The following is a 21,674-nucleotide window of genomic DNA, read 5'->3' as shown; positions in this document are numbered from 1 at the left end:
GCCCCTACATTCCGGGTGCCATGACGGGAACACAGCACGGCAACGACCCCGAGGACGAGGCCCTGGCCCGGGCCGCCGTCGACGCCCTGATCGGCCAGCTGGCTTTGGCGCCCAAGCCGGGCCTGCCCGACCCGCGGGACCTGACGGCCCGGGCCACCCGCCGGGACCACAGCGCCCTGCGCTGGTCGGCCCGGGCACTGCTGCCCGGCCTCACGGCGATGGCCGCCACGGCCCGCCGCACCGGCGAACCCGGCGCCCGGCTCCGGGCGGACCTGGGCGCGATCGGCCGCTCCACGGAACACACGGTGGCGCTGACGGGCGGCGGCCATCGAGGCGCCCTGTGGACGCTCGGTCTGCTGGTGGCGGCCGCGGCACTGCGACCGGGAGCCGGACCGGCCGACACCACGGCCCTGGCCAGACAGCTGGCGTCCCACCCCGACCGCCGCGCCCCGCGCCGCCCCTCGCGCGGCTCCACGGTGTCGGCCCGCTACGGCGCGGCCGGCGCGAGGGGAGAGGCCAGGGCGGGATTCCCGCACGTCCGCCGCGCCCTGACCGCCCTCGTCGAGGCCCGCGCCCAGGGCGCCACCGAGCCCCAGGCCCGCCTGAACGCCCTGCTCACGGTGATGTCCACGCTCCAGGACACGGAACTGCTCTACACGGCGGGCCCCATGGGGCTACGCCACGTCCAGGCGGGAGCGCGCGGGGTGCTGGAAGCGGGCGGTACGGCGACGGAGCCGGGGGCAGCGGCGCTGTCAGCCCTGGACGCAGACCTTCAGGCGCGCGGCTGGGGCCCCAGGGGCAGCGCCCCTCTGCTCGCGGGCACGCTGTTCCTGGATGCCATAGGGGCGCGGGGAACTGCGCGACCGGCCCCCGTGCACCGGATGCCATAGGGGCACGGGGAACTGCGCGACCAGTCCCCGTGCACCCGCACCCGGAACTCAGCCCTTGAGCGACGCCATCCAGGCCTCGACCTCATCCGACCGGCGAGGCAGCGCCGCACTCAGATTCCGGTTCCCGTCCTCCGTCACGAGGATGTCGTCCTCGATCCGCACCCCGATACCCCGGTACTCCTCCGGCACGGTCAGGTCATCGGCCTGGAAATACAGCCCGGGCTCGACGGTGAGACACATCCCCGGCTCCAGCGTGCCGTCGACGTACGCCTCGACCCGCGCGGCAGCGCAGTCGTGCACGTCCATGCCGAGCATGTGCCCGGTCCCGTGCAGCGTCCAGCGCCGCTGCAGCCCGAGCTCCAGCACCCGCTCCACCGGCCCCTCGACGAGCCCCCACTCGACGAGCTTCTCGGCCAGCACCCGCTGGGCGGCGTCGTGGAAGTCGCGATACTTCGCGCCCGGCTTCACCGCCGCGATCCCGGCCTCCTGGGCCTCGTACACGGCGTCGTAGATCTTGCGCTGGATCTCGTCGAACCGCCCGTTGACCGGCAGCGTGCGCGTGACGTCGGCCGTGTAGTACGTGTGCGTCTCCACGCCCGCGTCGAGCAGCAGCAGCTCGCCGGAGCGCACGGCCCCGTCGTTGCGCACCCAGTGCAGCGTGCAGGCGTGCGGTCCGGCCGCGGCGATCGTGCCGTAGCCGACGTCGTTGCCCTCCACGCGCGCGCGGAGGAAGAACGTGCCCTCGATGTACCGCTCGGAGGTCGCCTCCGCCTTGTCGAGGACCTTCACCACGTCCTCGAAGCCGCGCACGGTCGAGTCGACGGCCTTCTGCAGCTCGCCGATCTCGAACTCGTCCTTGACCAGGCGCGCCTCGGAGAGGAAGACCCGCAGCTCCTCGTCCCGCTCGGCGGTGACCTTGTCGGTCAGGGCCGCCTCGATGCCGGCGTCGTAACCGCGCACGACCCGCACCGGCCCGTTGGCCTCGCGCAGGGCCCCGGCCAGCTCGCGCACGTCGGAGGCGGGGATGCCGTACAGCGTCCCGGCCTCGGTGAGGGAGTGCCGGCGGCCGACCCACAGCTCGCCCTGGCCGTCCAGCCAGAACTCGCCGTTCTCCCGGTCGGAACGCGGCAGGAGGTAGATCGTCGCCTCGTGGCCCTCGGCCGTGGGCTCCAGGACGAGGACGCCGTCCTCGGTCTGGTTACCGGTGAGGTAGGCGTACTCGACGGAGGCGCGGAAGGCGTACTCGGTGTCGTTCGAGCGGGTCTTCAGGTTGCCCGCGGGGATCACCAGACGCTCGCCCGGGAAGCGCGCTGAGAGCGCGGCCCGGCGGGCGGCGGTCTCGGCGGCCTGGGCGATGGGCTCGAGGTCGCGCAGCTCGGTGTCGGCCCAGCCGCTCTTCATGTTCTCGGCAAGCTCGTCGGACACGCCCGGGTACAGTCCGTTCTTCCGCTGCTTGATCGGCTCTTCGCTCTCGTCCGGGGTCGCCGGTGTGAGCTCCTCGGCCACGGTCATCCTCCTCGGTACGGCACTGGACCACCGTCCACTGTACGGCCGCGCGGAAGCGGCCCCGGGGCGATGACGAGGAGCGTTACTCGAACCGGACCGCCAGCAGGACCACGTCCTCCGCACCCTCCGCGGCGTCCAGCCCGTCCGGCAGCACGCTCCGCAGGACGTGGTCGGCGATCGCGCCGGGGTCACCGCGCAGGGCCCGGGGCACTGCGGCCGCGGCCGCGTGCAGCCGGGCGAAGGCGCGGTCCGTGGCCTCGCCCGTGCGGTGCAGCAGCCCGTCGGTGTAGAGCAGAACCGTCTCTCCGGGCTCGGCGAGGATCTCCACGCTGGGCGCCTCCCAGCAGGCGAGCATGCCGAGCGGGGCCGAGACGGACGTCTCCACGAACTCGGTACGGCGCTGTCCGATCAGCAGCGGCGGGCTGTGCCCGGCACCGGCCAGCGTGATCTTGCGCGCGGCCGGTTCGCAGTAGCCGAACAGGGCCGTGGCCGAGCGGGCCGGTTCGGTCAGCCGCAGCAGCAGCTCCAGGTCGGACAGGACGGCGACCGGGTCCTCCCCCTCCATCACGGCGTAGGCGCGCAGCGACGCCCGCAGCCGCCCCATCGCCGCGACCGCGCTCGGGCCCGACCCGGTGACGGATCCGACGGCGAGGCCGAGGGCCGCTTCGGGCAGCGGCAGCGCGTCGTACCAGTCGCCGCCGCCGCGCGGGCCGGTGCGGTGCCGGGCGGCGAGCTGGACGCCGGCGACCCGGGGCAGCCGGGCGGGCAGCAGCTCGTCGGACATCGTCGCCATCGATGTGCGGGTGCGTTCCAGTTCGAGGAGGCGGGCCAGGTGCTCGGCGGCGTACCGCGCGTAGAGGCCGGCGAGATGGCGCTGCCGCTCGCCCGGTTCGGCGGGCTCGTCGTAGAGCCATACGGCGACGCCGAGGCGGCCCGCGGTGTCGGTGGTGAGGGGGAGGGCGTAGCTGGCGGCGTAGCCGAGGCGGGCCGCGACCTCGCGGTGACGGGGGTCGAGCCCCTCCACGGCGAACAGGTCCGGTTCGGCGATGCCGCCCTCGCCGCCGGTCAGCCCGTCGAGGATCCGGCCGTAGGACAGGGCGCTGCGGGGCACCGTCTCGATGTGGCCGAGGTCGGCGCGTGCGAGGCCCAGGCCGGTGGTGGTGTCCGGGCCGAGTCCGTCGCCCGGTTCCAGTACGGCGAGGCCGCGCCGAGCGCCCACCAGGGCGGCGCCGGCCCGCAGCAGTTCCTGGAGTGCCTCGTCGAGCGCGGCCGTGCGGGCCAGGCGTTCGGTGAGTTCGTGCAGGGTGGTGAGGTCGGAGACCCAGCCGGCGAGGCGGTCCTGGAGCACCGCGCCGGCAGGGGTCGGGGGGTTCGCCGGAGCGGCCGGGGACGCACCCGCCGCGACGGGCGCGACAGTGTGTGCGGGCGCCGGAACCGTTGAATCGATTCCAGCCACTTTCGGAGGGTGCGGAGCGTTCATGGCGTCCGGCCTTCCAACCGGTACGTACTGCTCAAAAGCATCGCAAACCCCCATGTCATTCTGCGTCGCTAGCAGTGTCTCCACATGTACACGCACTCGTGAGGAGATGTCCAGCATTGTCCTGCCGGGATTCCTGGTGTCCATGAGGACCGAGAGAACAACTCCCCTTCCTCTTGCGGAAATGCAAAGTTGGCTTAAAACTGCCTCAGGGGACGGCTTATTGCGGTCGACTGGGCTTGCTCGACGGAGCGTCACAACGGTCGTGATGGGTACGTACTCGGTGAAGGCCAGGGGTGGTTGGGAACCACCCGGAACCTGGTGACGGAACCGGGCGTCCTATCCACCGACGACCGTGCCCCATCCTCCCGTGGCGGAGGCGGAGAGAAATACGCGCGACGGCAAACGCCATACTTCGCCACCCCTACGCCACGCCCGTGCTTTCGACAGACGCAGTATGGGCGGGACGGCCGCGGAGGCAGCCCGAAGCTCGACCCATAGGGGTTCCCCCTGCTTTCAGCAGGGGTGTGATGCGCCAACAGGTACGCACAGTGAAGTGATCGACACATGATGTGATGTGGACCACGGTGTTGCCAGGCGTGCAACGGAAAGGAACGAGCGCTCATGCGCGAGATCCTCGGAAGGCGACGCAGGCTCCTGTCCCAGGGCAGCGACGGGAGGCCTGAGCTGATCGGCGCGGCCCTGACCTACGCGACGGAATGGCAGTGGCCCGTACTCCCGGGCGTGGCGGCGGATTCGCAGGGGCACTCCCGCTGCAGCTGCCCCGACCCCGACTGCACGGTGCCCGGCGCCCACCCCTTCGACCCCGGCCTCCTCGCGGCCACCACCGACGAACGCATGGTGCGCTGGTGGTGGGGCAACCGGCCGACGGCGCCGATCGTCCTGGCCACGGGCGGCCACGCGCCCTGCGCGGTGTCGCTGCCGGCCCTGCCGGCCGCCCGGGCCCTCAAGGCGCTCGACCAGATGGGCATGCGGCTCGGCCCGGTCGTCGCTTCCTCCGCCCGCTGGGCGATCCTCGTCAAGCCGTACTCCATGGAGCAGCTCGGCGAACTGCTCTACACCAAGGACTTCGTGCCCGGCTCCCTCCGCTTCCACAGCGAGGGCGGCTACCGGGCCCTGCCCCCGTCCGAGACGGGCCAGGGCGAGATCCGCTGGGAGCGCGCGCCGCTGCCCGGCTCCGCCTCGCCGTGGGTGCCCGATGTCGAGGCCGTGGTGGACGCCGTGGTCGAGGCCCTCACTCGTACGGGTGTGAGCGCGCCCGAGTTGTAGGGCTGTCGGGCGCGCCGAGCCCGGCGCCCGCCCCGGCACGTTAAGTTCCGGAACCATGCGGCGTCATGCCCGGGGCCGCTCCCGGGATCTCCGAAAGACCAGACTGTTCGCCCTCGCGGGCGTCGTGGCGGCGTGCGCGGCCGCACTGCCACTGGCGGTGGCGTCCGCGGGGTCCGTGGGGCCCATGGGTTCCAAGGGCGCTGTGGGCTCCACGGGTTCCAAGGGCTCCGTAGGGTCCTCGGGGTTCAAGGGCACGGCGGGGCCGGTGGGTGCCGACTCCCGTGTGTCCGGTTCCGGTGCCCTGCGTCCCTCCCCGCCCGCCGACGGCAAGGCGCCAGGGGCGCCCGTACCCGGCCGTCCCGCACTCGGCCCGGGTCTGTCGCCCGCCGTGCGCTGCGGCCCCGGACTCTCCTCGCCCGACGGCATCGAGGCCCAGACCTGTGTGGTGACGCAGGGTGCCGAGACCTGGGCGCGGACCTACTACCGCAACGCGACGGGCGAGGCGCTGGACGTCGTACTGAGCCTGATGGGTCCTGGCGACCGGAGCGTGCGGATGACGTGCGCCGTGAGGGCGGAGGACGAGCCGGGGACGTGTGAGACGCCCCGGGAGCCGGCGCGCGGGAATCCGGCGGCGTACACGGCTGTCGCGGAGTTCGCCGAGCGGGGCGGGCGGGGCCCGCTGCTGCTGCGCTCGGGGAGCAACTAGCCCTAGAAAACGGGTAGTTGAGGAGCTGCTGCGTTCCGTGAACGGAAGCGGAGACGAAAAGACCCGGTTGCTGGCGACGGGGGATGCACCAGCAACCGGGCTACAGGAACGGTAACAAGAGATCGGCGGTTCGCAAATTCGAACTCGCCTTTCCGGTCACCGACTGGCTTGTCCGCGACGGGAGTTGTGGTCCTTTCGGACGCGACGACCCGGCCCGCCGGTGGACCGGCCGGCCGGGCGCCGGGGCGGGGTCAGCTGAGCGTGACCTGCCGGTTGGTGAGACCGCCGCGGGCGCGGCGCTCCTCCGCGGTGAGCGGCGCGTCCGTCGCCAGAGCGGCGGCGAGGCGCTCGGCGAACTCCGCCGCCGGCTTCTCCACATCCTCGGCCGTGACCCCGCTCGGCAGGTCCCAGACCGGCACCGTGAGCCCGTGAGCGCGGAAGGAGCCCACCAGGCGGGTGCCCTCCCCGAGGCTGGAGCGGCCCGCGGCGTGCAGCCGCGCGAGGGCGTCCAGAAGCAGCTCCTCGGCGTGCGGCATGACCCACCGCAGGTGGTTCTTCTCCGGCGTCTCGCACCAGTACGCGGCGTCCACGCCCTGGAGCTTGACGGTCGGGATGGCCGCGGCGTTGGCCCGCTCCAGGGAGGCGGTCACGTCGGGCGTGGCGTTCTCCGGGTCCGGCACCCAGAACTCGAAGCCGCTGTGCACTTCTGGCTCGAAGGCGCCCTCGGGGTCGAGCAGATCCTGCAGCCGCGGGCTGTCGGCCGGGGCGCGGCGGCCCTGGACGGGCGTGCCGGGCTGGGCTTCCAGGGCGCGCTGGAGCGTGTCGGCGAGGTCGCGGCTGATGTCGCCGGAGGAGGTGTCGTTCTGCAGGCCGATCAGGACCGAGCCGTCGTCGCGGCGCAGGGCGGGCCAGGCCATCGGCAGGACCGTGGCGAGCGTGACCGCGGGGACGCCCTCGGGCAGGCCGTCCTTGAGGGTCAGCTCGACCGTGGCCGCCGGCACCAGTTCGCGCAGGGCCACCCAGTCGCACTCGCCGGGCAGGCCCTCGAAGGGGCGGTGCACCAGCTCGGTCGCGGCGTGGGAGGCGGCCCGGCCGTGACAGGCCTTGTAGCGGCGGCCGCTGCCACAGGGGCAGGGTTCACGGGCGCCGACGACCGGAACGTCTCCATCAGCACCTGCGGTGCGGGCCCCGCCCGTGGTCTGCGGGCGCTTGGCCTTCGTCTGGGGTCGCTTCTTGGCCATCGATGGGTCTCCCGGTTACGGCTCGTCTCGTACGGTCGCGAGCCTAGCCGTTCGTGCGCCGGGTCACCGGGCCCTGTGGACAACGCCTTTCCGGCGCGGCGTACGCGCTCGGCCCCGGGCGTCGTACACGCTCAGTCCTTGCCGGCGTGCGCGTCGGTCCTTGCCGGTGTGCGCGTCAGTCCATGTCGTCGAAGGCGTCCGCGAAGTCCAGCCCGGGTATCCGGGAGACCGCGGGGGCGGCGACCCGCGTGGCGAAGTCGTCGCGGCGGTGGCCCGCGTCAGGGTCGTGGACGTCCCCGTGGACGATGACCCACACGGTGACCTCGCCGCGGATGTCGTCGCGTACGCCCCAGTCGTCGGCGAGCGCGGTGATGATGTTCAGCCCGCGGCCGCCGTGCGCCGTGACCGACGGGGTCGCGGGGGCGGGGCGGGTCGGGCCGCCGCCGTCCGTGACCTCGACGATGAGCCGGCCGGCCGGGTCCACGCGCCAGGCGGCACGGACGTCTCCGTCACCGGACAGCGCGTCGCCCAAGGGCCTGCCGTGCTTGCACGCGTTGCTCAAGAGTTCGGAAAGGATCAGTACGGCGTCGTCGATGACCGATTCCGCGACTCCACCTCCGCGCAACTGCGTACGCATCCGGTGTCTCGCTTTCCCCACGCCCGCAGGGCCATGGGGAACGGCCATGCTCGACGACGTGGGCACCTCCTGTGCCACCACCAACGCCACCCCCGAGACCTCCTTCGCCCCACGCCACGGTGTGGATGCCCCATTGGCCTGTACCGGAAACCGGCCAATCCACGTCCCATGACGCATTCACCACGACCGAATACGGATCGAACGCGCCGGAGCACTCCCTGTAATCACCTGGCTGGAAACCGTCGGTGTGGCCGAGATGGGAGGATCCCGTCCGTCGGGGCACGGGGTCAAGAGGTGTGCGTGGGTCTGGTGTGACTTGAGAGGTTCAGGCCGCGCTGCTGCCGCCGCCACCGACGCCGGTCGACGGTGTGCGTCAGCGGCCGAGCTGGTCCAGCACCGCGCGCGGGCGGTTGGTGATGATGGCGTCGACGCCCAGTCCCACGCAGTGATCCACGTCCGCGGGCTCGTTCACGGTCCACACGTGCACCTGGTGGCCGGCCGTCTTCAGGCGCTCGATGTACGTGGGGTGGTTGCGCACGATCCGGATGGAGGGGCCCGCGATCCGTACGCCCGGGGGCAGCCGTCCGTCGCGCAGCCTGGGTGAGAGGAACTGCGTCAGATAGACCGTCGGAAGGGTCGGCGAGGCGGCACGCACGCGGTGCAGCGAACGGGCCGAGAAGCTCATGACCCGCACCTGGGACTCGTCCGCGGAGGCCGGGGCGTCCAGGCCGAACCGCTTCAGCAGGACCAGCAGCCGGTCCTCGACCTGGCCCGCCCAGCGGGTGGGGTGTTTGGTCTCGATGGCCAGTTCCACGCGGCGCCCGGCATCGGCGACGAGTTCCAGCAGCCGCTCCAGGGTGAGGACGGAAGTCGCCTCGCGGTCCTCCGGGCGGTGCTCCCAGTCGGGTTCCTCGTCGCGCCCCTTCCAGGCCTCGCCCGTCTTCCAGGAGCCGAAGTCCAGGGCGGCGAGGTCGGAGAGCTCCAGAGCGGAGACCGCTCCGCGACCGTTGGACGTACGGTTGATCCGGCGGTCGTGCACGCACACCAGGTGGCCGTCGGCGGTGAGGCGCACATCGCATTCGAGGGCGTCCGCGCCGTCCTCGATCGCCTTGGTGTACGCGGCCAGGGTGTGTTCCGGGGCATCCTCGGAGGCTCCGCGGTGGGCGACGACTTGAGTCACGTGCTGTCGTGCGTGGGTCACCGCGTCATGGTGCCACCGAGTGCGGGTACGCGTCCGGTCGGACGGACTCGACGGATACGCCGGTCCGGACGGAGGCATTGGGATTGCATCCTTTTCGCCAGTAATGACCTATATAAAGAATGGCCGCGGACGCACAGGCACCGCTTATGGTGCTCTGACGGCCGGTGGGAAAAGCTGACGGCATACAAAGGGACAAGCACAGCTGCATCGCACCGGACCCGTCGACCGGTGTGAAAAAGCGTGACCGAGTGCGACCCGGACAACAGCCGTGGATCTAGGAGAGAAGCTGTGAGCACCGAGAACGAGGGCACCGCGGTACCCCCCGCCCCGTCCGCACCCCCCGTGCCGGTGGACGCTCCCGCTGCTCCGGCGCCCCAGGCACAGGCTCCCCAGGGGCCGTACGGGCAGGACGCCCAGGGGCAGGCCCCTCAGGGGCCGGGCGCATCCGGTGACGCACCTCACCCCGGCGCCTCCTCTTCCGCCCCCGACCCGTCCTGGCCCCCGCCCCCGCCGCCGACCGCTCCCTACGGCGACGGCGGTTCCGGGTCCGGCCCGGGCGGCTGGGGTTCGTCGTACCAGCAGCCGGCGCCGAAGTCCGGCCGCGGGCGCGGCGGTCTCGTCGCCGCGGTCCTGGTGGCCGCCCTGGTGGCGGGCGGCCTCGGCGGCGGGCTCGGCTACGTGCTGGCGAGGGACAACGACGAGAGCACCGGCTCGACGACGGTCTCGGCCTCCGCGAACGGCGGTGACGTCAAACGCGACCCGGGCACGACCGCGGGTGTCGCCGCCAAGGCGCTGCCGAGCACGGTCACGATCGAGGCCGAGAGCACCAGCGGCGAGGGCGGCACCGGCACGGGCTTCGTCTTCGACAAGCAGGGCCACATCGTCACCAACAATCACGTGGTGGCGGACGCGGTGGACGGCGGCAAGCTCACGGCGACCTTCCCGACCGGCAAGAAGTACGACGCCGAGGTGGTCGGTCACGCGCAGGGCTACGACGTGGCGGTCATCAAGCTCAAGGACGCTCCCTCCGACCTGAAGCCGCTCACCCTCGGCGACTCGGACAAGGTGGCCGTCGGCGACTCGACCATCGCGATCGGCGCCCCGTTCGGCCTGTCCGACACGGTGACGACGGGCATCATCAGCGCCAAGAACCGCCCCGTGGCCTCCAGCGACGGCAGCGGCAGCCAGGCGTCGTACATGAGCGCCCTGCAGACCGACGCCTCGATCAACCCGGGCAACTCCGGCGGTCCGCTGCTGGACGCGCGGGGCAACGTCATCGGCATCAACTCCGCGATCCAGTCCACCGGCAACGGCGGCTTCGGCACGGGGCAGTCGGGCTCGATCGGCCTGGGTTTCGCCATCCCGATCAACCAGGCCAAGTACGTCGCCCAGGAGCTGATCAAGAACGGTAAGCCGGTCTACGCGAAGATCGGCGCGTCCGTCTCCCTGGACGACAGCTCCGACGGCGCGCAGATCACCGACCAGGGCGCGGGCGGCGCGGCACCGGTCGAGCCGGGCGGCCCGGCCGCGAAGGCGGGCCTCAAGCCGGGCGACGTCATCATCAAGCTCGACGACCGGGTCATCGACTCCGGCCCCACCCTGATCGGCGAGATCTGGACCCACCAGCCCGGCGACAAGGTCACGATCACCTACGAGCGCGGCGGCAAGCAGCGTACGGCCGAGGTCACCCTGGGATCCCGCGTCGGCGACAACTGACCCCCACCCGCCCGCACCGACCCGTTACCCTTGTCCCCGCGCCGCCGATCACGGCCGGCGCGGGGAGGCGTGCCCGAGCGGCCGAAGGGAACGGTCTTGAAAACCGTCGTGGCAGCGATGTCACCGTGGGTTCAAATCCCACCGCCTCCGCGCAGGTCATAGATGTTGCAGGTCAGAAGGGGTGCCTCTCACTGAGGGGCACCCCTTCTGGGTGGGTCCTGTCTCACCTTGATCCGGCTCTGTCGAGTTGTGGATCACTGTGTGTGGACCGGGCGTGGACCAAGAGCACGAGAGAAGTAGCAGGTCAGGCGCCGCTCTTACAGCGGGTCGTGTCATGATCCACGGCAACTCGAAGGCGCACGTCACCTGGGCAGCGATCACCCTCACGACCAGGCGTCTTACGCGCTGCCAGCCCGCCCCACCAGCCCTCAAGAGGGCGTATCTCACGTCGGCAGCTTGATCACCTGACCCCGCGTAGGCGTCCCGGATCTGCCACTGGCGAGCCCAGACGATGGATCGCTCGTAGATTGGAAGCGCCAGCAGTCGCGCGCGGCCCCTGGAGAGCGCGTCATGACAGTGGACATCGATTTCGCCGCGTTCTTCGACGCCACACCAAGTCCGTACTTGGTATTGGACACGGACCTGGTGATTCGCTACGTCAACCAGGCATGCGTGCAGAGCACCGGCCGGACCAGGGACGAGTTGATCGGGAAGCACTTCTTCGATGCCCTGCCGGAAAACCCCACCGGTTCCCCCGACGAAGCGCAGCGCAATCTGAAGGCGTCACTGCGCCTCGTCCTGGACACCGGAAAGCCGGACACCATGGTGTTGCAGCGGTACGACATGCCCCGGCCGGGTGGCTTCGAGGAGCGATGGTGGTCCGCGATCCACACTCCGATTGCCGGGCCTGACGGCAGGGTGAAGTGGATCGTCCAATGGACCGAGGACGTCACCGCCTTCGCTGGCTCGGGCCGAGCCAGCCGACCCACCGAGGAATTCACCGAGCAGGAGCAGGGCATAGCAGCCGAGCTATACGGACGGGCCCGAGCGCTACACCGGCTGAACCAGGAACTGCGCCAGGCCCACGCCTATGAACGACAGGTCGCCGTCACGCTGCAGGAAGCCATGCTCTCCGCCCCTGACCTGGACCAGCACAGCAACATCGCCGTGCGCTACCTACCGGCGACCACAACACTGAACGTGTGCGGCGACTGGTACGACGTCGTCGACCTGCCCCCCGACCGCTACTCCGCGGCCGTCGGAGACGTCGTCGGCCACGGCCTGCATGCCGCCGCCGTCATGGGCATGCTCCGCAGTGCCCTCAGCGCAGCCATCCGCGCTATTCCCAGCCCTGCCCAAGCCCTGGAGGTCCTCGGTCTTTACGCCCGCTCCCTGGAGGGAGCAACGGCCGCAACCGCCGTCAAGGTACTCATCGACACCCGCAGCAAACTGATCGTCTACAGCTGCGCCGGACACCCACCGCCCGTTCTGCTCCACCCCGACGGGACCTGGGAGCTGCTGGATCAGGCGACCGACCCCCCGCTCGGCGCCCGCCCCCACCATGTCCCCCGCCCCCAGGCCGGCCTCGCCTACAACCTGGGGGACACCCTCGTGTTGTACACCGATGGCCTCATCGAGCGTCGTGACGAGGACATCTACGCCAGCCTGGCACGCCTGACCACAGCCCTGGCCAAGGACAGCTCCCTTTCGCCTGACCAACTGGCCGACGCGCTGTTGGCCCGCCTCGATGTCGCTGGTGGCGGCCCAGACGACATCGCCCTCGTCGTCATCCGTCTGTAATTCTGCGCGGCTTCTCGGCGCTGTCTCCGGGAGCGATCCAGAACAGGCAGAGGGCGGGATGACGAAGGCGCCACCCCTCCTACGTCGGTGGGATGGCGCCCTTGGTCGGCCGGACCGCCTGATCTACTCGGTGTCGGCATCCGCCAAGGCCCGCTCGACCTGTTGGTTCGCGCGCTGTTGGTTGCGGTGAAGCGCCTTGGCATAGAAGCGGAACATCCTTCTTTGAACCCGTGCGTCGAATTGGCGGTGCACCTCGATGACCTGGCTCTGAGCGTGGGCGCTCACTGCTGGACGCCCGAAGCCACGCTCGCCGTCGATGTCCTTGTCGCAGCCGCCCGTGACCGGCATGGTGATCAGGCCGTGCTGCACGCGCTCGCCAGGCGTGAGCGTGATGCCCTCCAGGCTTTACGCGTGCCGTGACAAGAGTGTTCGTGACACTGTCCTGGCGCCCTGCTTTCAGGAACCCTCGTCCGTTCGGTCCTCAAGGGAGTGCTCCTGGAGGACTCCGGCCAGGGCCGAGGCGACGAGGGCGACAGCGCGGTCGTCGTCGTGGGCCAGTTGGCGCAGGACCTCTCGCGCGGCGGTTCCCGCGAGCTCGACCAGCGCCTGGATGAGGCGGATCCGCGTCGCTGAGTCCGCGGTGGGCGCGGCGAGTTCGTGGACCAGCGCGGTCGTGATCCGGTCCGCCCACCCGGGGTCCTGGGACAGCGTTCCCAGAACCTCCGCCGCTTCCAGGTCGTTGCAGCCCTCGACCACCATGTCGACGAGGATGGGCACGGTCGCGGCCACGCCGTGCCTGCCCAGAGCGAGAGCAGCGTGCCTGCGCACCGTGGTGTCCTGGTCCCCGAGGGCGTCCGCAAGCACCGCGCTCGCACCCGGCGCCTCGGGCATCTCGGCGATCGTCAGCACCGCGCGCCGCCGGATGTCGACGTCCTCCGAGTGCGCGCCGGCGTGCAGCGCCGCCACGCCTTCGCCGCCCGTTCGGGCGAGCGCCCAGCGCAGGGCGCCCGCGACGTGGGGGTCGGATTCGGCCAGGACCGCCCCGGCCAGCAGCTCGGCGGAAGCCGACACGCCCTCCGACCGGGCCAGGGCGGCCTGCTGCCTGCGCGCGGCGTTGGTCGAGTTGAGGTCCCGCATGAGTTCGACGATGCGCAGGACGTCCTGCCAACCGGTGGGTGCCGACGCGTCGATCGCACGGAGTCGCCCGAGCAGCTCCTGTTCCCGCGCCAGCCGGTCCTCCGTCCACCGGATGAGATCGCTGACCAAGGCGGACGGCGTGAAGGCCGGGTCCTCCAGCGCGCGGCCGATCTGTTTGAGGGAGAGCCCGAGGGATCGCAGGCTCTCCACGTGGAAGATCCGGCGGAGGTCCTCGGTGGAGTACTCGCGGTAGCCGCCGACGGTGCGGCCCGTCGGCCGCACCAGACCGAGGGCGTCGTAGTGCCGGAGCATCCGGGGACTCACCCCGGAGTGGCCGGCCACATCGCCGATCAGCAATGTGCTGCCTCCGATCCCCTCACAGGCTCGGTCGTCTCCGCCTCGGCGGTCTCATAGGTCCTGGTGCCTGCCGACGCGGCGGCGGAAACTGCGGCCGCTCGTTCCGGACCGAGTGCGGCCACGCGCTTGGCCTCCTCGACGGCCGTGTCGAAATCGGTCTCCGGGTTCTGCCGGAGCAGTTCGGTGGCACGGGCATGCGCGGCCACCGCTGGATCGGGATGCTCCGCGGCCCTCTCCAGGGCGGGCCTGCTCACGTCGCCGAGGTCGGCGAAGGCCCGGCTCAGGCTCAGCTGCATGCCGCGGTCGCCGCGGCCCAGCTGCAGAACCAGTTCGTCGACCAGGTCCTTCTCCGCGTCCTCGTCCTCGGGCACGAGGACGACCGCGACACGCCACGCGGTTCGCGCGACCTCGTCGTCGGCGTCGCGCAGCATGTCGCGGCCGATCCAGGCCCACGTGTTCTGGTCGCCGATCTTGGAGAGCGTGTGCAGCGCCTGGCTGCGGGCCTGGTTGCGCTCGGAGTCGAGCTCTTGGCGGATCCGGGGCAGGGTGATCTCCGGCGAGAGGCGGGTCAGAGCCCAGGACAGCATGTCTCGTACGAAGAAGTCCGGCTCGACCGCGCACCGCTCGACGAGCGTCCCCAAGAACGCGGAGTCGGCGTTCGAGCCGGCCGCCAGGGCCGCCCGCAGCCGGATCGACGAGTCCTCAGCGCTCAGGGCCTTGAGTATGCGGGCGTTCTGCGGGGTCACGTCGGTCGTGTTGATCAGAACCACCTCCCGCGGCCAAGCAAAAACCTTGTCACCGTGTCAAGGTCAAGCCCCTTGAAAGGCGGCACAGTGCTTTCGGGCGGTGCCCTCCTCGCCCTGGGGTGGCGAATCCAGGGCGAGGTGCAGTTCCTGCCGAGCCGGAAACAGCCACCGCCTGCGCTGAGCGGGCCGGCGGGGCGCCTCTGCCGGGTGGGGCAACGGCAACCGGCTTCGCACCGTCTTCAGCTTTGAGACCGCACGGCTTCAGCTTTGAGGCCCCACGTCTTCAGCTTTGAGACCCCACGGCTTCAGCCTTGAGACCCCACGACGCAGGAGTGTCATGACGAACACCAAGGTGCGGACGGCCGCCCTCATCACCCCCGTCGGGCGGGAAGCCCAGGACGAGGCGAGGGCGCTGGCCGCGGACGGGCGTACGGGCAAGGCCGTGCGGCGGTTGCGCAGGGGCTCCTGGCTCAAGCGGGGCCCCGCCCGGGAGGCTGTGGAACTGCTCGCCGAGGGGCAGGCGTTGCCCACGAGCAAAGCCGAGGGGCTGGCCGCGCTGCGTCGGCTCGATGCCGAACTGGTCGCGGAGCTGACCGCTCTGCTCGACGACGGGCAGCAGATCACCGCGGTCAAGCTGCTCCGCGAGCGGACCGGTGTCGACCTGGCCGGCGGTTATCACCTCGTCCTGGAGCTGGGCGGGCGGCCGGCAGCGGACTGAGGATCACGAGCGGCCCGGCCACGGAGGCGCCGCCGGAGTCAGGTCGTGGCAGGTGTACCACTCCGTGCCGAGCAGCCGTTCCCGCTCCGGCGCGGAGAGGGCGGCGATCAGGCCGGGTGCGGCTCCCCGTGCCACTTCCGTGCGGTGGGCCAGGACCGCGGCGATCTTCCGGTCCAGCCAGGGGGTGACGTCGACGGTGACGGAGACGCGTTCGTCGGGGACCGTGCGCATCGCCTTGCCCGTGGGGGCCCAGTGTCCGCCCCACGCCCGCAGGGCCGAGTGCGGGTGGGTGGCCAGGTACAGAGCGCTCGGCTGCCAGGGTTCTCCGGCGTCCGGGAAGAGGCGTTCCAGGCCCGCGGCGTGGACCGCGAGCGTGGTCACCCGGTGGGTGTGCACGTGGTCCTCGTGGCCGGTCAGGCCGCCGTAGGCGTCATGGGTGACGACGATCTCCGGGCGGACGTCGCGGAGGTGCGCGACCAGTTCCCCCACCGCCTCGTCCAGCGGGGCGTCGCACCAGCGCGGTCTGCCCGGGGCCGAACTCGGGACGCGGGAGTCGGCGTAGCCCGGCATGCGGGGCGGGCCGGCGCCCAGGATGCGGAGCGCCTCGGCCAGTTCGGCGGCGCGCGGGGTGTCCGCCGACCAGGTCGGCGTGACGACGGCCGTGCGCGCGCCCGCGGAGGCGTGGCGGGCGAGGATGCCGCCCGCCGACAGGGCCTCGTCATCGGGGTGGGCGAAGACCGCGAGGAGGCTCGGCGCCGGCATCGGCCCTCCCTACGGCAGGTCTGGCAGGTCCGGCGGGCCCGGCGTCGGGTGCGGTGACCCGGTGATGCTGATCGCCTGGCTCGGGCACTTCTCCGCCGCCTCCAGGATCTCCGGGTCCTCGCCCGTCTGCTCGCGGCCCGGGCGGACGACCCCGAAGCCGTCGACGAACTCGAAGACGGCCGGAACCCGGTGGGCGCACTCGGCGGAGCCGTAGCAGAGATCGCGGTCGACAGAGACCTTCATGCCGCTTTGTCCCCCTCCTGACGGCATCGGGAGCCGGTGGCCGTCGGGAGACTGCCTGCCCAGCACGCCGTCGGCTGAACCGGCCCGGCTACCGCGTGCCGCCGGCGGCCGTCAGCCAGTCGGCGATCCGGCGTACGGCGGCCTCGTCGAGCCGTTCGACCAGGGTCTGGACGGTCGTGTCGTCCTCGGGGGAGAGGTCGTAGAGGCCCGCGTTGGTCAGGCCGGCCATGAGGACCTGGTGGCGGCGGCCGGTCATCCGTTCCGCCAGGGTGGCCGGTTCGCCCGGGGAGGGCTCAGGATCCGGCCGGGACACGGCGGTCTGCTGCTGCGGGGCGTCGTACCGGTGCCACGCGCCGTCCTTCGGCCCCCACAGGGCCACCGTCACCTCGTCGCCCCGGGCCCGCACGGCCCGGGTCATCTCGCCGAGGGCGTACAGCACGGGCGAGCGGTGGGGCGACTGCGCGGCCGTACGCCAGGAGTCCGCGGCCGGCCGGTAGAACATCGCGACCCAGCGCGGCGCACCCTGCGGCTGTGGGCTCTCGGGACGTGACTCCACTGCGCTCACCCCTGTACGTCGGGTACATCGCTCCGAAGCGGTACGGCAGGGCGACCATAGCTGACGGGTCGTCAGTTATCCAGGGTCCGGGAGCGCGGTCGGCCAGGGCCGGACCGGACGGTCCGCCAGGGTTGCGGGGCGGGGTCCGCTGGGGAGGATCACCACGTCGTCCGGCACCGGTCCCTCCCCTCGTGGGGACCGGTACCGAACGGTGGGGGGTGGAGTCGTCCGGCTCGGACGGCAGCTGACCGGATGAGCCCGCTGGTGCGTCCGGATCCTGCCATTTTCGGCCACCTGGGAGGAGGTTCCGGCATCCAGCGGAGGGCATTACCGCAGGTCAGCCATATAAAGTGACCTTTCCGGTCCGGACGTCCAGGCGTGGGAAGTAAGGAGCTGAGACCTTGAGTTCCGACTCGGGGGCACGCACCGCCTTCGCGGAACGCCTCGCACTGCTGTACAAGGAAGCCGGCAACCCTCCTCTCAAACGGGTGTCCGAAGCGGTCGTCCGGCTCCAGCGGGTCGACGAACGCGGGCGGCCCGTGCGGGTGTCCGCCCAGCGCATCAGCGACTGGCGGCGGGCCCGGAACGTGCCGGCCCAGTTCCCCGCTCTCGCGGCCGTGCTGTACGTGCTGATCCCCGAGGCGCGGCGCTCGCGGCCCACGCCGGTCTCCCCCGGCCTGTACGACCTCGGCCAGTGGCAGCGGCTGTGGGAAAGCGCGGTGGCCGACCCGGTCGGCGAGCGCCCCGCGGCGTCCGCGGGCGAGGAACGGTCCGCGGACGGGGCCGCGTCCGCGCCCGGCGGGGTGTGCCCGTACCGCGGGCTGGCCTCCTACCGCCGGGAGGACGCCCGGTGGTTCTTCGGACGGGAGCGGAGCACGGACGCGCTCGTCACCCAGCTCGGGGCCGCCGCGGACACGGGCGGCCTGGTCATGCTCGTGGGTGCGTCGGGGGCGGGAAAGTCCTCGCTGCTGAACGCCGGTCTGGTGCCTGCCCTGCGGGGCGGTGCGCCGGGCGGGGGCGGGAGCGACGGCGGCGACGGCAGCGGCCGGGCGCGGCACGTCGTGCAGCTCGTACCGGGGGGTGATCCGCTCACGGAGCTGTGCCGCCGCATCCCCGAGCTGGCGTCCGTCGTGTCGGCCCCGCTGGGGGGAGCCTCGCCCCGGCCGGAGGGAGCCGGATCCGGCCCGTCTCCCAGGGGAGTGCCGGGGGCCTCTCCCGGCGGAGTCGCCGCTTCCTCTCCTGGAGATGGCCCCGGACCATCCCCCGCAGAGAAACCCGCCTCTCAGGAGCCCGCCCCCCAGAAGCCCGCTCCTCCGAAACCCGCTCCTCAGGAGCCCGCGACCCGACCGGCCTCGGAGCCCGCCGCTCGGCCGGCCCCGGCACCCGAGGCCCGACCGGCCCCGGGCCCCGCCGCCGCCCGCGCCGCCGTCGCCGCCTGGGCCCGGCGCGTGGCTCCCTCCGGGGCCCGTCCGGTCGTGATCGTGGACCAGTTCGAGGAAACGTTCACGCTCTGCCCCGACGAGGCAGACCGGCGCGCCTTCATCGAGGTTCTGCACGCCGTCTGCTCGCCCGCCGGCCCCGGCGAACCGGCCCCGGCGGTCGTGGTGCTGGGCATCCGCGCCGACTTCTACTACCGCTGCCTGAGATACCCCGAGCTGGCCGACGCACTCCAGCACCGGCACATGGTGCTCGGGCCGCTGACCACCGCGGAGCTGCGCGAGGCGGTGACCGGCCCGGCCAAGGCCGTCGGCCTGGAGCTGGAACCTGGCCTCGCGGAGCTGATCGTCCGGGAGGTCAGTGCCGACGGCCTGCGCCCCGCGCACGACGCCGGCGTGCTGCCGCTCCTCTCGCACGCCCTGCTCGCCACCTGGCAGCGCAGGAAGGGGGGCCGGCTCACGCTGGCCGGCTACCGCGCGGCCGGCGGCATCCAGGGCGCGGTCGCGGCGACCGCCGAACGGGCCTGGGCCGACCTCGACCCGGCCGCGCGCACGGCCGCCCGGCTGCTCCTGCTCCGCCTGGTCCGGCTGGGTGAGGACACCCAGGCCACGCGCCGCCGCGGAACCCGGGATCAGCTGGCACAGGAGTCGGCCGACCCGTGCAAGACCGAGGAGTCCCTCGAAGCACTGGTCCGCGCCCGGCTGGTGACGCTCGACGCGGAGACCGTGGAGATCACCCACGAGGCGCTGCTGCACGCCTGGCCGCGGCTGCGCGACTGGATCGACGAGGACCGGCAGGGCAATCTGCTGCGCCAGCGCCTGGAGGAGGACGGCCGGGCCTGGGAGGAGTCGAACCGCGACACCTCGCTGCTCTACCGGGGCTCCCGGCTGGAGCAGGCCGACGGCTGGGCGAGGTCCGCCGGGGACACCTTCCTGACCCGCAGCGCGGTGGAGTTCCTGGCCGCGTCGGTCCGGCTGCGCAGGCGGATCAGCTGGATCAGCCGGGGCGCAGTGGCGGCGCTGGTCGTGCTGGCGATGGTGGCCGGCGGGTCGGCCGTCGTGGCCTGGAAGCAGCGGGACGCGGCCGTCTTCGAGCAGGTGCTCGCCCAGTCCGACCGCGTCCAGCACACCGATCCGTCGCTGTCCGCGCAGCTCGACCTCGTGGCGCACGGGCTGCGGCCCGACGACAAGGGCGCGAACAGCCGTCTGATCTCCATCGTGAACGCCCCGCTGTCCACCCCCCTCACCGGCCACACGGGCGCCGTCTACCTGACGACCTTCAGCCCGGACGGACAGCTCCTGGCCACCGCCAGCTACGACCGGACCGTACGGCTGTGGAACGTCGCCGACCCCAAGCGCCCGAAACCCCTGGGCAGGCCCCTCACCGGTCACACGAGCTGGGTGAGCAGCGCGGTCTTCAGTCCGGACGGCCGGACGCTGGCCAGCGCCTCCGACGACGGCACGATCCGGCTGTGGGACGTGACCGACCCCGAACACCCGAAGCGGCTCGGCGAGCCCCTGACCGGTCACGACGGCACGATCTACCTGATCGACTTCAGCCCGGACGGCCGCACGCTGGCCTCCGCCGGCGACGACCGCACCGTCCGGCTGTGGAACGTGGCCGACACGAGCCGGCCGCGGGCCGAGGGCGAGCCTCTGACCGGGCACACGGCAGCGGTGCGGTCGGTGGCGTTCGGCCCGGACGGCCGGACGCTGGCCGCGGGGGGCGACGACGGCACGATCCGGCTGTGGGACGTGTCCGGCCCGGGGCGCCCGGAGCCGGCCGGGGCGCCGCTGACCGGCCACACCGCCACCGTGCACTCCGTGGACTTCAGCCCCGACGGGCGCACGCTCGCCAGCGGCAGCGCGGACGGCACCGTACACCTGTGGAACATGGCCGGTCCGGGCCGCCCGGCCGCGGTCGGCGCGCCGCTCACCGGCCACACCGGGCCGGTCTGGTCCGTGGCCTTCAGCCCGGACGGGAACATGCTCGCCGCGGCCAGCGCGGACAGCACCGCGAGCCTGTGGAAGGTCGGCGATCCGGAGCACGCGTCGCAGGTCGGAGGGCCCCTCGCGGGCAGCAGCGGCGAGATGTACGCGCTCGGCTTCAGCCCCGACGGGCGCACGCTCGCCACCGGGGCGGGCGACAACAGGGTCCGCCTGTGGTCGCTGCCCACGTCGGACATGACCGGCCGGACCGGAGTGTTCCGACCCGACGGGCGGCTTCTCGCGACGGCGGCCCGGGACGGGCGGATCCGGCTGTGGGACGTGCGGACGCCCGGCAGGCCGATCCGGATAGGAGAACCGTTTCGCCCGGGCAAGGGCGACGTGCGCTCCCTGGAGTTCTCCCCGGACGGCCGCACTCTCGCGGTCGTGACGGGCGACCGGGTGGTGGAGCTGTGGAACCTCGGCGACCCCGAGCGCCCGGTCCGCCACGGCTCTCCCGCACCCCTGCGCATCCGGTACGCCGACCCGCTGGCCTTCAGCCCCGACGGGCAGATCCTGGCCACCGCCTACGACGACCGCACCATCCAGCTGTGGAACATCGGCGACCCGGCCCGGCCGCGCCCGCTCGGCACCCCCCTCACCGGCCACAAGGGCTACATCAACCACCTCGTCTTCAGCCCGGACGGCCGGACGCTCGCCAGCGGCAGCGCGGACGGCACGATCCGGCTGTGGAACGCGGCCGACCCCGGCCGGGCCACCCTGATCGGGGCACCTCTGCGCGGCCACCTCGGAGCGGTCAACGCGCTCGCCCACAGCCGCGACGGCCGCATGCTCGCCAGCGCCGGTGACGACAACTCCGTCCGCCTCTGGGACATCTCGGACCCCGCCGAGGCCTCCGAGCAGGAGCGGCTCACGGGCCACACGGAGGCGGTCGTGTCGCTGACGTTCAGCCGGGACGGCCGCACCCTGGCCAGCGGCGGCAACGACAGCACCGTCCGGCTGTGGAACGTCTCCGACCCCGCGCACGCCACCGCGATCGGCCCGTCGATGAGCCCCAACGCCAAGACCGGCACCTTCCTCGCGTTCAGCCCGAACAGCGACATGCTCGGGGTGTCGAGCGGCGCGGACACGATCCGGCTCTGGGATCTCGACGTCGACACGGCCATCGGCCGCATCTGCTCGATGACCCGGGGCGTGCTGACGCCGGACACCTGGCGGGAGTACCTGCCCCGGCTCTCCTACGATCCGCCGTGCGACGGCTGACGAGGCCGTCTCGTCCAACCGGCGGAGGTATCAAGGTAGTTCAGT

18 protein-coding genes and 1 tRNA gene are annotated in these 21,674 nt (G+C 72.3%); 8 read left to right on the top strand and 11 right to left on the bottom strand.

The features are described 5' to 3' along the window. Positions 1-20: 20 nt before the first annotated feature. Complete coding sequence (locus tag RFN52_RS19765) at positions 21-890, top strand: triphosphoribosyl-dephospho-CoA synthase (RefSeq protein WP_184847922.1); 870 nt, start codon at positions 21-23, stop codon at positions 888-890. Between the two features lie 48 nt (positions 891-938). On the opposite strand, the gene RFN52_RS19760 is transcribed toward RFN52_RS19765, so the two are convergent. Both RFN52_RS19760 and RFN52_RS19755 read right to left on the bottom strand, forming a co-directional pair. Further along, positions 939-2,396: an aminopeptidase P family protein gene (locus RFN52_RS19760; RefSeq protein WP_184847921.1), complete on the bottom strand. Its 1,458-nt coding sequence runs from the start codon at positions 2,394-2,396 to the stop codon at positions 939-941. Positions 2,397-2,478: 82 nt separating this feature from the next. Further along, a complete protein-coding gene (locus tag RFN52_RS19755) occupies positions 2,479-3,993 on the bottom strand; it encodes a PP2C family protein-serine/threonine phosphatase (RefSeq protein WP_184853963.1) in 1,515 nt (504 codons plus the stop codon). Between the two features lie 504 nt (positions 3,994-4,497). Here RFN52_RS19755 and RFN52_RS19750 point away from each other — a divergent pair. Together RFN52_RS19750 and RFN52_RS19745 are read left to right on the top strand one after the other, a co-directional pair. Continuing rightward, positions 4,498-5,163: a bifunctional DNA primase/polymerase gene (locus tag RFN52_RS19750; protein WP_184847920.1), complete on the top strand. Its 666-nt coding sequence runs from the start codon at positions 4,498-4,500 to the stop codon at positions 5,161-5,163. Positions 5,164-5,218: 55 nt separating this feature from the next. After that, on the top strand, positions 5,219-5,869 hold the full coding sequence (locus RFN52_RS19745) for a hypothetical protein (RefSeq protein ID WP_184847919.1): 651 nt from the start codon (positions 5,219-5,221) through the stop codon (positions 5,867-5,869). A gap of 251 nt (positions 5,870-6,120) precedes the next feature. Here the strand turns inward: RFN52_RS19745 and RFN52_RS19740 are convergent, their stop codons facing one another. The 3 genes from RFN52_RS19740 to RFN52_RS19730 all read right to left on the bottom strand — a co-directional run bounded on the left by RFN52_RS19740 (position 6,121) and on the right by RFN52_RS19730 (position 8,948). Continuing rightward, a complete protein-coding gene (locus tag RFN52_RS19740) occupies positions 6,121-7,110 on the bottom strand; it encodes a DUF5926 family protein (protein ID WP_184847918.1) in 990 nt (329 codons plus the stop codon). A gap of 175 nt (positions 7,111-7,285) precedes the next feature. Further along, positions 7,286-7,924, bottom strand: a complete 639-nt coding sequence (locus RFN52_RS19735; protein ID WP_184847917.1) for an ATP-binding protein — start codon at positions 7,922-7,924, stop codon at positions 7,286-7,288. A gap of 196 nt (positions 7,925-8,120) precedes the next feature. Next, the gene (locus RFN52_RS19730) at positions 8,121-8,948 is read right to left on the bottom strand and encodes a glycerophosphodiester phosphodiesterase (protein ID WP_184847916.1); all 828 of its coding nucleotides are present in this window, start codon (positions 8,946-8,948) and stop codon (positions 8,121-8,123) included. Between the two features lie 288 nt (positions 8,949-9,236). On the opposite strand from RFN52_RS19730, the gene RFN52_RS19725 reads away from it, so the two are divergent. The 3 genes from RFN52_RS19725 (at position 9,237) to RFN52_RS19715 (ending at position 12,464) form a co-directional block, all read left to right on the top strand. Beyond that, the gene (locus tag RFN52_RS19725; protein WP_184847915.1) at positions 9,237-10,664 is read left to right on the top strand and encodes a S1C family serine protease; all 1,428 of its coding nucleotides are present in this window, start codon (positions 9,237-9,239) and stop codon (positions 10,662-10,664) included. A 63-nt stretch (positions 10,665-10,727) separates the two neighbouring features. Further along, positions 10,728-10,814, top strand: a tRNA-Ser gene (locus tag RFN52_RS19720). Between the two features lie 420 nt (positions 10,815-11,234). After that, positions 11,235-12,464 (top strand): PP2C family protein-serine/threonine phosphatase, encoded by a 1,230-nt coding sequence (locus RFN52_RS19715; RefSeq protein WP_184847914.1) that lies wholly within the window; start codon positions 11,235-11,237, stop codon positions 12,462-12,464. 123 nt (positions 12,465-12,587) lie between these two features. Here RFN52_RS19715 and RFN52_RS19710 read toward each other — a convergent pair whose 3' ends face one another. The 3 genes from RFN52_RS19710 to RFN52_RS19700 form a co-directional block, all read right to left on the bottom strand. After that, positions 12,588-12,833, bottom strand: coding sequence for a hypothetical protein (locus tag RFN52_RS19710; protein ID WP_184847913.1), 246 nt, complete (start codon positions 12,831-12,833; stop codon positions 12,588-12,590). Between the two features lie 87 nt (positions 12,834-12,920). After that, complete coding sequence (locus tag RFN52_RS19705) at positions 12,921-13,958, bottom strand: MerR family transcriptional regulator (RefSeq protein WP_184847912.1); 1,038 nt, start codon at positions 13,956-13,958, stop codon at positions 12,921-12,923. After that, positions 13,952-14,719, bottom strand: a complete 768-nt coding sequence (locus RFN52_RS19700) for a HEAT repeat domain-containing protein (protein WP_311241225.1) — start codon at positions 14,717-14,719, stop codon at positions 13,952-13,954. Before RFN52_RS19700 ends, RFN52_RS19705 begins: the two co-directional genes overlap by 7 nt. Positions 14,720-15,041: 322 nt before the next feature. Between RFN52_RS19700 and RFN52_RS19695 the strand changes: the two genes are divergently transcribed. Then, positions 15,042-15,422 (top strand): hypothetical protein, encoded by a 381-nt coding sequence (locus RFN52_RS19695; protein WP_184847910.1) that lies wholly within the window; start codon positions 15,042-15,044, stop codon positions 15,420-15,422. 3 nt (positions 15,423-15,425) lie between these two features. Here RFN52_RS19695 and RFN52_RS19690 read toward each other — a convergent pair whose 3' ends face one another. From RFN52_RS19690 to RFN52_RS19680, 3 genes are all read right to left on the bottom strand, one after another. Next, the gene (locus tag RFN52_RS19690) at positions 15,426-16,184 is read right to left on the bottom strand and encodes a PIG-L deacetylase family protein (RefSeq protein WP_184847909.1); all 759 of its coding nucleotides are present in this window, start codon (positions 16,182-16,184) and stop codon (positions 15,426-15,428) included. Between the two features lie 9 nt (positions 16,185-16,193). Next, complete coding sequence (locus tag RFN52_RS19685; RefSeq protein WP_184847908.1) at positions 16,194-16,427, bottom strand: ferredoxin; 234 nt, start codon at positions 16,425-16,427, stop codon at positions 16,194-16,196. An 88-nt stretch (positions 16,428-16,515) separates the two neighbouring features. Further along, positions 16,516-16,983 (bottom strand): hypothetical protein, encoded by a 468-nt coding sequence (locus RFN52_RS19680; protein ID WP_229856578.1) that lies wholly within the window; start codon positions 16,981-16,983, stop codon positions 16,516-16,518. 401 nt (positions 16,984-17,384) lie between these two features. Here RFN52_RS19680 and RFN52_RS19675 point away from each other — a divergent pair, with 401 nt between their 5' ends. Further along, complete coding sequence (locus RFN52_RS19675; protein ID WP_184847906.1) at positions 17,385-21,629, top strand: nSTAND1 domain-containing NTPase; 4,245 nt, start codon at positions 17,385-17,387, stop codon at positions 21,627-21,629. Positions 21,630-21,674 lie beyond the last annotated feature (45 nt).

This window comes from Streptomyces collinus (assembly GCF_031348265.1).
Taxonomy (GTDB): domain Bacteria; phylum Actinomycetota; class Actinomycetes; order Streptomycetales; family Streptomycetaceae; genus Streptomyces; species Streptomyces collinus.
The sequence above is the reverse complement of the archived record's forward strand: the minus strand, read 5'-3'. Positions and strand labels throughout refer to the sequence as shown.

Coding starts and splice junctions, on each gene's coding strand:
- RFN52_RS19765 (WP_184847922.1), top strand. CDS start 21: ATGACGGGAACACAGCACGGCAACGACCCCGAGGACGAGGCCCTGGCC.
- RFN52_RS19755 (WP_184853963.1), bottom strand. CDS start 3,993: ATGCTGGACATCTCCTCACGAGTGCGTGTACATGTGGAGACACTGCTA.
- RFN52_RS19750 (WP_184847920.1), top strand. CDS start 4,498: ATGCGCGAGATCCTCGGAAGGCGACGCAGGCTCCTGTCCCAGGGCAGC.
- RFN52_RS19745 (WP_184847919.1), top strand. CDS start 5,219: ATGCGGCGTCATGCCCGGGGCCGCTCCCGGGATCTCCGAAAGACCAGA.
- RFN52_RS19740 (WP_184847918.1), bottom strand. CDS start 7,110: ATGGCCAAGAAGCGACCCCAGACGAAGGCCAAGCGCCCGCAGACCACG.
- RFN52_RS19735 (WP_184847917.1), bottom strand. CDS start 7,924: ATGCGTCATGGGACGTGGATTGGCCGGTTTCCGGTACAGGCCAATGGG.
- RFN52_RS19715 (WP_184847914.1), top strand. CDS start 11,235: ATGACAGTGGACATCGATTTCGCCGCGTTCTTCGACGCCACACCAAGT.
- RFN52_RS19695 (WP_184847910.1), top strand. CDS start 15,042: ATGACGAACACCAAGGTGCGGACGGCCGCCCTCATCACCCCCGTCGGG.
- RFN52_RS19690 (WP_184847909.1), bottom strand. CDS start 16,184: ATGCCGGCGCCGAGCCTCCTCGCGGTCTTCGCCCACCCCGATGACGAG.
- RFN52_RS19685 (WP_184847908.1), bottom strand. CDS start 16,427: ATGAAGGTCTCTGTCGACCGCGATCTCTGCTACGGCTCCGCCGAGTGC.